The 13,336-nt window shown below is 49.4% G+C and carries 6 protein-coding genes; all 6 read right to left on the reverse strand.

Annotation, left to right across the window (positions count from 1 at the left end):
- Nucleotides 1-157: 157 nt before the first annotated feature.
- A complete protein-coding gene (locus DRJ53_RS08390; RefSeq protein WP_114235162.1) occupies nt 158-2,689 on the reverse strand; it encodes a sensor histidine kinase in 2,532 nt (843 codons plus the stop codon).
- Between the two features lie 334 nt (nt 2,690-3,023).
- The gene (locus DRJ53_RS08395; protein WP_114235163.1) at nt 3,024-5,093 is read right to left on the reverse strand and encodes a PAS domain-containing sensor histidine kinase; all 2,070 of its coding nucleotides are present in this window, start codon (nt 5,091-5,093) and stop codon (nt 3,024-3,026) included.
- 437 nt (nt 5,094-5,530) lie between these two features.
- The gene (locus DRJ53_RS08400; protein WP_241558496.1) at nt 5,531-6,553 is read right to left on the reverse strand and encodes a family 43 glycosylhydrolase; all 1,023 of its coding nucleotides are present in this window, start codon (nt 6,551-6,553) and stop codon (nt 5,531-5,533) included.
- Nucleotides 6,554-6,639: 86 nt separating this feature from the next.
- Nucleotides 6,640-8,706: a beta-L-arabinofuranosidase domain-containing protein gene (locus DRJ53_RS08405; protein ID WP_241558497.1), complete on the reverse strand. Its 2,067-nt coding sequence runs from the start codon at nt 8,704-8,706 to the stop codon at nt 6,640-6,642.
- A gap of 64 nt (nt 8,707-8,770) precedes the next feature.
- On the reverse strand, nt 8,771-11,275 hold the full coding sequence (locus DRJ53_RS08410; protein ID WP_114235165.1) for a glutaminase family protein: 2,505 nt from the start codon (nt 11,273-11,275) through the stop codon (nt 8,771-8,773).
- Between the two features lie 320 nt (nt 11,276-11,595).
- Entirely contained in the window at nt 11,596-13,335 is a 1,740-nt protein-coding gene (locus DRJ53_RS08415; RefSeq protein ID WP_206609740.1) for a tetratricopeptide repeat protein, read from the reverse strand.
- Nucleotide 13,336 lies beyond the last annotated feature (1 nt).

Raw genomic sequence — 13,336 nt, forward strand, 5'->3', positions numbered from 1 at the left:
TTTGTTCTTACTATCAAATGTAGAAAAACTACAGTAACTCTATGTATTACAGGCACATGCAAACGTGCAAATTATAGCGGAATAAGCAGAAACGGGGTCAACGGCTAAGGGTTTGCACCCATTGCGCTGCTGCAATACTACATCGGCAGATATCAAATCAAACGGGAATATAAGCCAGCAGCACACAGCCCGATCCCGGTGTGCTGGTGACGGTTAGCCGGCCCTGCACGCTTTCGGCCCTTGTGGTCATATTGCTGATACCGATGCCATCGCGTTTTTGCCGAATGTCGAAACCTTTTCCATCATCGGAAACCTGCAACACCAGTTCATCGCCGCCGTGCTGAATGTTAATGCACACATGCGTTGCATCGGCATGTTTCAGAATATTGGTGAGGTGCTCCTGCATAATTCGGTAAATGGCCAGGTGCACATCCTGCGCTACGTCGAGGTGCTCAATCTCCGCAATGTCCATTTCAATGCGGATTCGGTTGGTGGCAGCAATAACATCCACCAATTCATTCAGCGAATCTTTCAATCTTATTTTGCCCAGTGTGGGTGCAGAAAGGCGTTTTGACAAACTGCGTATTTCGTTGATGGATTCCTGTAATAATTGAATGGATTTATTGATCAACTCTTCGCTGCTGCCAATGCCATCGCGGCAAAGCTCCTGGTACAATTTAACGGTAGTAAGTACCTGGTTTACATTATCGTGCAGTTCGCGGCCCACTTGGGTACGTTCCCGCTCCTGTGCGTTGATCACTGCGGCCGTAACCATTTGCTGGTGCTTGCGCTTTTCTTCTTCCAACACCTGCTCCAGCCGTTTGCGTTCAGTAATGTCGATAGCGATGGAAAAGAAATGCTGCAGCTTACCTTTTTCATTAAACACCGGTTGCGAGTTCACATCGGCCCAATAGGTTTCGCCGTTCTTTTTGTAGTTCAACACCTGTACATGCACCGGTTCGCGCCGGTCCCATTTTTCCTGCACCAGCGCCACAACGGCCGGATCGGTTTCGGGGCCATCGAAGATCTCATGCGAGTAACGGCCCACGGCTTCTTCAAAACTAAAACCGGTGATGCGGGTAAATGCATCGTTTACCCATTCTACGCGTTTATCCTTCCCAATGATGGCTACAATATTGTTGGTTTGTTGCGCCACCAGTGACAGCTTGCGCAGTTCGTGTTCATTTTTCTTGCGTTCGGTAATATCTGTTTCAATGGAAAAATATTGCTCCAGGTTACCGGCACTATCGAAAATCGGTTGTGCATACGACTCGGTCCAAAACGGCGTTCCATTTTTCCGGTAGTGCAGCATTTCAATTTGATAAGGACGTCCCTTTTTTTGTTGCGACTGTATATACCGAATGGTAGCTGGGTTAGTTTCAGGGCCGCTCAGGAGCTCGTTCATTTCCCTGCCCAACACTTCCTGCATGGTGTAACCGGTGTTGCGCAAAAATGCATCGTTCACCCAAGTAATGGTCATGCTGGGCGTGGTAACAATCACGCTGTTGGCGGTTTCCCGCGCAATCAGCGAAAGCCGCCTGAATGCTTCTTCTGTTTTTTTGCGTGCATCCACATCGCGGAAAAATGCTGAGAGGCCATTTTCTGTGCGGTAAACACTTAGCTCTACCCACTTGCCATTTTGCGGACAAATATGTTCCGAAATAACCGCGTTGTGTTCCCTGATCACTTTCTCAAACATTGGCCGGTACAATTGTCTCGCTGGCTCGCAATACCATTCGATCAGGTTTTTGCCAATGATCTCCGATCGCTTTACTTCCAATATTTCTTCGGCCTTGTGGTTGAAATACTGCACCACCAATTCGTTGTTCAGGGAAATAAAACCCTGGTTCATGTGCTCCAGGATGGAAACAAGCTGGCGGTTTTGCCGCTCAATTTGTTCCTCGTATTTCCGGTGGCGTTCCACTTCTTCCTTCTGCTCTGTAGCATCCCTGAAAAAAACGAAAAGGCCCAGGTCGGAAGGATAAGCACTCACCACGAACCAGCGGTTGAACCTTGGGATGAATGCTTCAAACTGCACCGCAGTTTGTTCTCTAAAAGCCTTGTCGTATTGCTGGTGAAAAATGGTGCCCTCCATTTCAGGAAAACAATCCAAAAATTTGCAGTTGAGCAATTGCGCTGCCGAAATGTTCAGGATGTGCTCCGCCTGCGGATTGTAGTGCACAATGCGCCACTCTTTATCCATGGCAAAAAAACCATCGGTTATGCAACTGAATATATCCAGCAATTCGCCGCTGTGTCCATCCAGTGGCAAAGTTCCGCCATTTGATTGCGCCTCATTTCTGCCCGACGCCGGTTGCACAAAGCAATACATTAAGTTCTGTGCTGTGTTCCATTGCATGGACCATTGCGTACACTGCAAACCGCCTTGTTCTTTATTGATCCAAATATTGATGCGGGTAACGGTGCTGTTGTTGGTGGCCGCAATAAATTGGCTTTCTGCGCGGGCCCTGTCCTTTTCAGTAACTATTTCCAGCCAATGCATGCCGGTGAGTTGTTCGGGTGCATAACCCCACTCCTGCGCTGCATGTTCATTTGCATATGCAAATATTCCGTGCTGATTAATGGCGCAAACAATGCCGGGCATGGCGTCGAATAAAGGCTGAACCGTTGTTGGGGAAAGGCGTTCTTTTCCTGTTGTTTCGTGGTTATTGAAGAAAGGGTTTTTCATGGTTTACCGCACCATTAAGGCCAGTAAGCTGGCCCGCCATGTGGCGTACATTTTTATGCTTGCAGACGTTAAATAAAACAGCGAACGATGCAATACTCATGATGTGATTCCTTGCAAGGCTCAAAGTTTTACCAACTGTGTGCTTCACAAAACCGTTTCAATCATGCAGCCCAACCAATCATATTGCTTTGTGCAAATATAATTGCTGCGTTCCATCTGTTGCACGTTAAAAAAACGGGGCATTTTAAGTTTTTGATACTTAAAATGCCCCGTACTTAAACAAACATGCCTGCTGCTTACTATTGAACCTACCATGTTTGATGAAGCTACTGCATCAGCTTGCGGGCAGCAGCAAATGAAAAGTTGTGCCCGTGCCCGGCTCGCTATCGGCCCAAATATGGCCGCCATGGTTATGCACCACCTTGCGGGCAATGGCCATGCCGATGCCGGTGCCCATGTATTCCGCATTGCCATGCAGGCGGGTAAAGATGTTGAAAATGCGCTCCGCATCTTTTTGCTCAAATCCAATTCCATTGTCCTGCACCGCTAAGTGATAATAACGTTGGCGGCTATCCTCCGCCGATAATTCGCGACGTACATCGCGGCCAATTACCTGCCGGCAGGTAATTTTTATTTGCGGCGGCTGGCCTTCTTTGCTGTATTTAAGGGCGTTGGAAATAAGGTTGTGAAACAGTTGCTGCAACTGCCGGCTGTTGCCTTCAATAATGGGCAATTGGTCGTAGCGAATGGTGGCCTGCCGCTGTTCAATTTCCAACTCCAGGTCGCCCAGCACACTGGCCAGCTTTTTATTAAGGTCGATGGTTTCCAGCGTAGTGGCACCTTTTGTTGTTTGCGAATAAGCCAGCAGGTCATCGATCAACGTACCCATGCGGTGAGCCGCATTTTCGAGGCGCCCAAAAAGGCGCACCTGGTTTTCGGACAACAATTCTTCCAGTTCATTTTTAAGCCGGTCGGAAAAGAAGTTGATCTTCCTAATCGGCTCCTTCATATCGTGTGAAGCCACGTATGCAAACTCTTCAAGGTTGGCGTTCGATTGCTTCAGGTCTTCCACCGTTCGCTCCAGTTGCAACTGTGTTTCTTTGATCGGCGTGATGTCGGTGAAAATGTGAATTAGGTGGTCGTCGTCCATTTTTGAAATGGTCAGCTCCAGCCACCTACCGGTTACTTCCAGGAAGTATTGAATCAGCGCCGGCTCGCCAGTAGCCAGCGTGTTCAGGCAGGTTTGCCCATAGGGCGAGGAAATGATATTCGGATCAAGTTCCGCAGCGGTTTTTACCAGATAAACTTCCCGCGGCAGGCCGGTAAACTTTACCGCTGCATCGTTGGCCAAAATTGTGCGGGCATCAATTACGGCACCGCTTCCATCGCGGATCATTTCCGTAACGGAAATGCCGTTGGATGAATTGGATAAAATATTATCGAGCAGGTTGCGCTGGCTTTCCAGTGCGCGGGTTCGTTCGGACACTCGCTGCTGCAATTCCTGTTCGCTTTCTTCAATTTTTTTACGGGCAGCTACCTGGTCGGTTACATCGGTAGCCACACCAATAATGCCGGAGATGTTGCCCTCGCCATCACGGAACGGCTCATATACAAAATTGAGGTAAGAAGTTGCGACCGAATTTTCGCGGGGCAGGGTCACAGGCCGCTCGTTGGCCACCACTGTTTCACCCAAAGTATACACCCGGTGCAACATGGCTTCAAGGCCTTGGTTCTTCGCTTCGGGCAATGCTTCAAATATAGGCTGATGCCGCATTTTGGCGGCTTCGCGGCCCCAAAGCTGGTACATGCGGTCGTTGGCAATTTCAACGATATAAGATGGCCCTTTAAAGATGCACATGGCCACCGGCGATTGCAAAATGGTATTGCGCAGGTTGCGTTCGCTTTCCTGTATGCGTCGGGCTGCCAGCACTTTGTCGGTGGTTTCAATACAGGCACAAAACAAGCCTTGCACGGCACCCGAGTCGCTGACAATAGGGCTGTATGAAAAGGTAAAATAGGTTTCCTCGATGTAGCCGTAGCGGTTGATGTACAACGGCTGGTCTTCGGACCAGGTAGAAACACCATTAAAAACGTTGTGCACCAGTGGGGCCAGGTCGTTCCATATTTCGGCCCAGGCCACCTGGCCGGGTTTGCCCAGCAAGGTTGGGTGCTTTTCGCCGGCAATGGGAATATAAGCGTCGTTGTAAATGGTAACCAGGTCGCTGCCCCACCATACAAACATGGGAAACCTTGAATTAAGCACAATGCTCACGGCCGTTCGCAGGCTTTGCGGCCAGGTTTGGGGATGCCCCAAAACAGTGCCTGTCCAGTCCTTTGCCCTGACCAATTCTCCCATCACTCCTCCGCCACTCAAAAAGGCATTGGGCTGCATTTCATTGATCATTTCCGTACAAAAAATTAATTAAGGGTTGATGCCAAAAGTAAACAGAAATGCATATTTCAAAACGCTGTCAAAAATTCAGTGAAATCCAAAGGATTGGGCATTCAAGATAGTGTAGTGTGCCGTGCGGCCAAAAGAAACTTTTAATAGGAAAAATAGATGCAAACCGAAGAATAAATGGTAGAAAAATCAAATACAAAAGACTAATGCGCAATATGGCCCGTCAGTGGCGGTTTTATAACCGGTTGACGCGTCGTTGCCTGAGTGAATGCACGACCTAATAAACACAAACCTGATACATTTTGCGGGGGCAAAAAAACAATCATCAATCGAAGAGCCAAAACTGCTCTTCGCAATATTTCAGGAAAACAGCACACTTAAAGTGCATGTGTTTTTAAACCAGTATCATAGCTGCTTTAAAACGGAGCCAAATGTAATTATTACAAATCGGGCCCGGCCTGCACACCCGTGGTGGGTTGTGCGCCTTGCATTTGCGGCCAGCCATCCACCCAGTCAACCCGGTCGAGCAACATTACCCGCCGTACGGGGTCGCGTTTATCAAAGCCGTGATAGAGCATCCATGTAACACCGCTTTTATCCGTAATAATATCACCGTTATGACCCGGCCCGATAAAGCCTTCAGTTCCTTCATTTTTTTGCAACAACAAAGTGCCGCCATCTTCCAATAATGGCTTTCCATCCTTGTCTAGGTACGGGCCTTTAAAATCTTTGGCGCGGCCCACTTTTACGCGGTACGTACTTTTTTCGCCGGCGCAGCAAGTGCCCACCGAACCAAAAAAATAATAATAGCCATCGCGTTTGTAAATCAGCGAACCTTCATACGAGTTGCCTGCCAGCTTGAACTTTTCACCGGCCACCTGCATGCCGTCTTTCGAAAGGGGCACTGCATAAATACCATGAAAACTGCCCCAAATGAGGTAGGGCTTTTTACCATCGACGTACAAAAAAGCATCGATGGAATTATCCACGCCGATTTCTTTACTCAGGAACAATTTGCCATGATCGGTAAACGGGCCCTGTGGTGTTTTTGAAGTGGCTACGCCGATGCCGGGGTTGGGATCGCCCCAGGTGGAAAAAGAATAGTACAGGAAATATTTGCCTTTATAAACCGCCGCATCGGGTGCCCAGATGCCGCCTTCCTTTTTCCAGGATGGTTTTTGTTTCAGCGCATCGCCCACAACCTCCCACAGTACCAGGTTTTTTGATCGAAGGATGGGCGTAACATACCGGCCGCCAACCCCTTCCTTCTGCCAACTGGCCTGGGTTGAATAAGCATAGTAATATCCATCCTTCGCCTTCACCAGGTTGGGGTCAGGGAAATCGTGGTTGAATACCGGATTTTGATAAGTTAGTGTAGCGCCGCTCTGCTGCGCATCTGCTACAACCGAACCCGAGCAAAAGGCACAAACCATTATGGCAGCCAGCATCCAACCTTTCAACATGATACACTTATTTTTAAATAACATCAGGCCCATTTTAATCGCAAATAGTTTTTCGTTTTACCGTGTCCGTTAGTTCCTAATCAATTTTACTTCACAACCGGAAATGCAACGATCCGCACCTTGGTACAGCCAATGGGCACCAGCGTCATCTTTTCCACCTCTGGCGCAGTTGGCCCCATAAATAATCCATCACGGGCTGTAACGGGCTGTGGCGCTACATCGTTTACTATTTGCCAGGCGGGTATTCGTCGGCCTGCGGCAGTTATTTCGATGGGTGCATGTGCCAGGCTCCAAACAAAGCTTTCATCCACAGGTTTTACCTTGCGCACCTGCATTGCATTTGCAGCGTTTTTCACCAATGAATCGAGCAGGCCATAGTTCCAGGGATCGGTTGTGTGCACGGTAAAATAAGGCCCTTCTTTTTCATCAGCTTGCTGTTGCCACAATTCGTTCAGTTTTAGTGCATAAACCAAGGGCCCACGCTCCACGGCCCTTGAGTTGCGGCCCCAGTTGGAAGTGGTTACCTGCATGGGCAGTTGCAGCGTCAGCTTATCGCCGGTTTTCCAACGCCGGTTGATGGTGATCATTTTACCGCCTTGCTCCCGCTGCAGCTCCTGTCCGTTGAGCAACACCGTTGCTTCGGTACACCAAGACGGTACCCGAAGTTCAAGCGGAAACTCAACCGGGCTTTTAGCGTTTATTTCAAAATGAATGACGTCATCAAAAGGGTAAGCGGTTGTTTCCTTGATGGTTACTTCGGTTTGCGTAGTACCAAGCTTTACCTGCACGGTGCTGGGGCTGTAATGCAGTGCTGCCAAACCATTGCCCTGCGTGCCATACCAAAGATGCGTGGTGAACTTGGTCCAACCCTGGTGCATGTTAGCGAGGCAGCAACTGTACCCACTGCGCATACCGAGCACATTATTCATCTCACGACTGAAGGGCAGCGAAAAGTTGAACACGCCTTTTTTGATGTGTACCTGGTTGGCAATCTGGAAATATTGTTTGTTGTTGTAATCATCGGTGGTTTGCGACGGCAGTGCATTAAAGGTCATGCGCTCCAGTGCATCCATGTACCGAACATCGCCGGTAATGCCCACGGCCTGCTCCAGCGAAAACTGCGCTTCTACAATAGCGCACAGTTCTGTGCCCTGCGTGGGATCGTTTCCATTAAGGTCTTCATCGGCGGAAAAAATACCAAACGGCAAACCGTGCAACGTCATCAGGTCATTGAAGCCGGTTTTAAATGTGGCTAAATATTCGGGTTTGCCGGTGCGCTGGTAATGCACCAGCGGATCTTTTAAGGCCATCGCCACGTTTACGCCGTGCCGCGTCATCCAGGCCACGCCGTTTTGCTGCGCGGCAGCATTGATCACCCAATCGCGGCCGGCAAAATACTGGCTCCATGGAAACGATTGTTGCTGCACCACCGAAGCCAACCGGAGCAGCGACGTGTCTTTGGTAATACCATAAAGCCATTGCGCCACCAGCATGTTTTCCGTTCCCCTTGATTGGGCCCACTCGGTCCATTTACCGATGGGCGTTTGCTGCAGCGTTTGCAACTGGTAATTAAAATAACGCTGCATGAACGGAATAACCCGTTTATCGTTGGTAGCGGTGTAATATTGCTGCAGCACTTTCAGCATGATCATTTTGGGCCACCAGTCGTCGCCTTTATCGCTGGTAGCCACTGATATTTTTTCACCGGTTTCCCGCTCCCATTTTGTAAGGGCGCCAAAATAACCGGAAGGCCGCTGGTTGTCTAACGTCCAGTTGATGTAGCGCAGCACTTTTGCCTGCAGGGCCTTATCATCAAGCAGGTATGCCAGCGGCACAGCGCCATCCAGCCAGTAAGGGGTTTCTTCCCAATTATCGCCTTTGCCACCGAGCCAACCGTTGTCGTTGGCAATTTTTGCATGCACTTCATCTAAATGGCCAGTGGTGCCATCACGCATGATCTGCAGTTGGTGCAGCAACCAGCCTTTTGGTTTGATGGCACCTAAAGGAAGCTCGGTGTATTTGGGTGCTACATAACCACCACCGGATGTCTGCGTTTGTGCATAACCGGTAGCATTGCACAAAATAACGGCTGCTGCAAACAGCGTGATCTTTACTTTTCTACTCCAAACGGATGGACAAAAAATGCTGGCCAAATCGAAATGTTTTTGATGAACAATTATTAAAAAATGCTGCAAGCGGGTGTGCATTCCTTTATGATCAGGGTGCAGGGCTGGTTACAGCCGGACGTTGGTTCTTTTGTTGTGCGGGTACTTTTGCCCTCATTTGCTGTTCCAATACTTTCATAAAATAGCCACCCACTACACTACGGGCCTGGAAGCCCACCATTTTGCCGGTGGTGGTTTCGTGCCAGTCGCTGAGCGGTACCCTTGAAGTAGTTTCGGCAGCATACCGATACAACGGCTGCAGCAGCGCCTGGAAGTCTTTGGGGTTGGAAGCAAATGTAGCCGTCCAAATGATCCAGTCGGATTTGGTGTATGTTTTACGGCTGTCGAGTGGCAGTCCGTACTGCTCTTGTTTAGTCAGGTAAAAGGCAATTTCCTTGTCGTACACCGATTGTGGAAACAGACCCAACCCCAACACTTTATCCCACACCAGGTTATACTTCTGGCTCCAGGTGCCCCGTGCATCAAAAGCAAGTGCATAGTGGTCGCCATCATCGGCCATTTGCATCCAGCGTTTGACCATATCTGCAGCCAGTGCACTATACTTTTCTGCCACATCCCGATAGCCCAGTTGGCGGGCCATTTGTGCATAGCATCCAATGCCCACTATCGCTTTTACCGACAAGTTGATGTTGCGTGCCAGGTGGCCAGCAAAATCATCGGTGCATAACTGGTTAGCAGGATCAAAGCCCTCTTTGGCCAAGTATTCGGCCCAGGTGGTGAGTGTAGTCCAGTGCCTTTTCGCATACGCTGCATTGCCTTCGGCTTTAGCTATTGCGGCCGTTAAAATGATCATGTTGCCCGACTCTTCCACCGGCATGTCTTCGCCATAAGTTTGACCATTGGCCAACGGATAAGTGCCGAGGTCGTGGGCCGCAAAAGGCTTGGCCCACTTGCCGCTTTCGCTGTAGTAAAAAATGCCATTGAGCATGCCTTTCAGCAGTGCAGGATTATATGCCAGGTACAGCGGCGCCGAAGGGTATGTAACGTCCACCGTATTGATGGACCCGTTACTGTAATTTTCTTTTGACATAAACAACAACTCACCCTGTGGACTTTGCACCAGCTTATGCGCTGCAATGCTTTGCCGGTATGCCAGCACACAAAGCTTTGCATATACTTCACCACCTGCTTTTAGCGCATCATTGTACAACCGGTTGTTCAATGCTTTACATTTAACAATCGTGGCCTGGTAATCGGCAAGTGCCGCGGCCAGTTGGCCTTCCATTGTAGCGGCACCTTTCAGCCGCCACCAGGGCCGCAGGTTTTGGCCAAAATACTGAACCGAATATTCATCGTCGTAACCCACAAGGAAAAGCCCTTCTTTAGCCGTGTTGCCCACATTTCCCAATGGCAGCACGGTATGCAGCATTAACCGTTTACCCGTCATTTTCGTTTGTGCCTGCTGGTTAAACACCTCAGCCAGATTTGTAGCATTTGAAACGGACTGCTTTACGCCAGCGCCTTGTTTTGCAGCCACGTATAAATGGCCCCAGTCAATGCGCAAATCATCACCCTTTTTCTGCAAAATGGGCTGCGCTACAGTACCCGCTTTTAATATAGAAAGCCCGCCTGCATAGTAATGCGCAGCCGTTACTTCCTGTGCCGGTGTGTTTGTAGCAATGTCGGTAGCAGCACCGAGGTACAATGTAATATCGTGCTGTTTTCCATCGGCCGATTGCACCGCGGCACTGATATAAGAAACAGGCCGCGCCATGGTTTGCAGATCGTTGATGAGGAGCGGAGATGTAAATGTGAGGGTAAGGTTAGCCGGACCGCAGGTAAAGCTATAAATGGTCTGCGTGGCGTTCATCGTTACGCTTTTTTGCAACGCAACCTGCACACCGGCATTTGGGTCGGCATCGGGTTCGCGAACAATGCCTGCATCGAGCCAGGCGCCGCCCGCTGTATTGCGTACATGAATGGCCAGCACGTTGCTGCCTTTTAACAAATGCTGGCGCAATAAATCGTTCAGGGGCAGCATTTGAAATTTGCTGTTCCAGCCCGTTCTTTTATAAATGGAAGCGCCATTTAAAAACACCTCAACGTTGTCATCGTGGTGGAGCTTTAAGTACATCGGTGTATTTGGCAACTCATCCAGTTGAAAACTACGGCGTACCCATAGATTTTCGCTGCGCCAATGGGTTTTTGCTAGTGCTGCATTATCGCCAAACGGTGCTGCGCTGCGTTTCCACGAAGCATCGTCAAAGCGGGGCTGCATCCAATCGGCGCCGGGGGCGGTTTCCGTAAATGCGAAGTTGTAATCCTTTTCATCGGAGGCAGGCAACACGGTTTCAAAAGACTGATCGAGTGCTCCCAGGAAACGATAAACCGTACCGTCCACTTTTACCAACCCGATCAGTGCATGCGGCGTGCCGGTCCAGTGTTTTGTGGGTGCTGCCGTTAGCGTATCGCTGTTCGACCAGATGCTGAAATAAGGATCGTGGGTAATGAGTGGGTAAGCCGGGGCCCGGGTAACCTGTGCCTGCAGCCATATGCAAGGCGCCACCAGCATGGCGAGCAGCAAATAAAGTTTCATATTCAAAACGTAGGTTTACAATCGTTAGATCAAGACAATGCTATTTCGCAGCTGCACTATTTGCCCTGTTGACTTGCATCACAACAGGTGCAGTCAACCGAAATTCCACACTACTTCGTTACCACAATTTAAAGTATTTCGGCACTTAGCCTGTCGCGGGTTATTTTTATGGAAGAAAAGGTGAAAAAACAAGTAGCATAAAAACGAAATTCAATATTGATATGGACGGCAATATTGTTTACCAACAAGGCAAAGAATCTTTTTACATGCAGCCCGACGAATATTGAAAACTACTGGTATATTTTATTCATCTGCCGGAGCTACAATGCGGAATGCATTTGCAAAAACCGTTTAGCCACCACTATTTCCTCCCGGTTAGTTGCAATGCCCGAACACAGGTTGCTCAATAGCTGGTAGTAATGCCTTGCCTTTGGCACGTCGCCACTGTGTTCCGCAGCCTTTGCTGCGCCGAACACGGCATTGAACCGGTTGGGATGTGTTGCCAAACTCGCCTCGTATGCCTCCAATGCCTGCGGCCATTGTTTCAATTCAATCAGCATGTCGGCCAACAGTTCATTTGCCGGCGACACTTCACCCGGCGTAACCGGATGCTTTTCTGTTGCCTCTTCCATCTCTGCGGCATTGCGCATGGAAGTCAATGCCTTTTCCATTTCCCCGCCCTGCCAATACAACCATGCTTCAGATGTTTTGATTTGAATGGCCACCTGGCCTGCTTTGTAAGCATCTTTTTGTTGCAGCAACGTTTGGCGCAAGCGGTCTAGAACAGCCAACTCCCTTTCAGCACCCTTCCTGTTTCCGGTGTGCACCAAACCCAGCAGGCGGGTAAAATGAATGATGGCATTTTGCCAGGGATATTCGTTCCAGGAAAAGATTCCTGTTGGTACTTCAAGTGCAGCAGTTTCAGCCCACAACTTATTTTCCAGCATATAACGCGATGGTATAGCCGCAAATGCATACGCTACCTTAAAGTTCACTGGCGATACCGCTTTCATTGCCAGCAAATAATTCATTTGCTTGCGAGCCGAAGCACTGTCGCCCCGCTGCAAGTGGGCATACACCAGGTAATCCATGCCATGCAACTCTTCATCCCAATGTCCTTTCAGTCCGGCGGTAGTTGCATAGCACTGTGCGGCGTCAACCGAAGCAAGATTGGATGCAATAGATTCCGGCCAATGACCCAGCCGGGTAAATATATGCGAAGGCATGTGCAGTGCATGCGCCGATGACGGTGCCAGGGCCGCATAACGCTTTGCTGCAGGTAGTGCCAAACGGGCCAGCTCCGGTGAATCGTAGGAATGAATGAGGTAATGCACCACACCAGGGTGATTGGGTGCTTTGGCGTACAGCGACTGCAAAAGGGCACCAGCCTTTTTTTGCCGCCACAGCGACTTGTCGGCCGGATCTGCTGCAGCATTGAGGGCCAGCGCATAAAATATGGCCGCCTCCAAATCATCCGGATGGCGCTGGTGCAACTGCTGCATGGCCGTTTCAAATTTGATGCAACGGGTTTTATGATCCAGGTTTTCCCAATTGTTGTAAAATGCAGCAATGGCATTGATGTAGTCTGATTCTTTAGCGGTCTTTGGCCGCAGCGCAGCGGCAATGGCGATCGCTTTGGCGCCCTTTGTAATTTCCGCTTCGGTAGGTGGCGCCCATAATGGATGAAAGTTGCTCATGGCCACACCCCAATATGCCATGGCGCACTGCGGCTGCCGGTATATGATGCGGGCAAAAACCTGCTCTGCGGCATCGTACTCAAATGAGTGCAATAGTTTTAAGCCCAAATTAAATGCTTCATTTTCCGATACATCGCCGGAGATAGGAAAAGCGACAAAACCTAATTGTTGCTCTTCGGGGCCACAGGCAACAAGGTTGCCCTTCTTAAGTTCAAGTGCATCAATGGTCTCGGCTGATGGACTGCCGGCTTGCTGTTTACAGGAAAGAAAAAATATGCATGCTGCAACATTTAAAAGCAGCTTTATGGCTCTTTTCATGTGGATGGCATTGTACAGGTGCAAGGCTTGGCGTTGCTTTTTCAAG

It is taken from the genome of Paracnuella aquatica (assembly GCF_003332885.2).
Lineage (GTDB): Bacteria > Bacteroidota > Bacteroidia > Chitinophagales > Chitinophagaceae > Flavisolibacter > Flavisolibacter aquaticus.

Excerpts from the sequence above, each read along its gene's own strand:
- DRJ53_RS08390 (WP_114235162.1), bottom strand. The coding sequence starts at position 2,689 with ATGAAAAACCCTTTCTTCAATAACCACGAAACAACAGGAAAAGAACGC.
- DRJ53_RS08395 (WP_114235163.1), bottom strand. The coding sequence starts at position 5,093 with ATGATCAATGAAATGCAGCCCAATGCCTTTTTGAGTGGCGGAGGAGTG.
- DRJ53_RS08400 (WP_241558496.1), bottom strand. The coding sequence starts at position 6,553 with ATGTTGAAAGGTTGGATGCTGGCTGCCATAATGGTTTGTGCCTTTTGC.
- DRJ53_RS08410 (WP_114235165.1), bottom strand. The coding sequence starts at position 11,275 with ATGAAACTTTATTTGCTGCTCGCCATGCTGGTGGCGCCTTGCATATGG.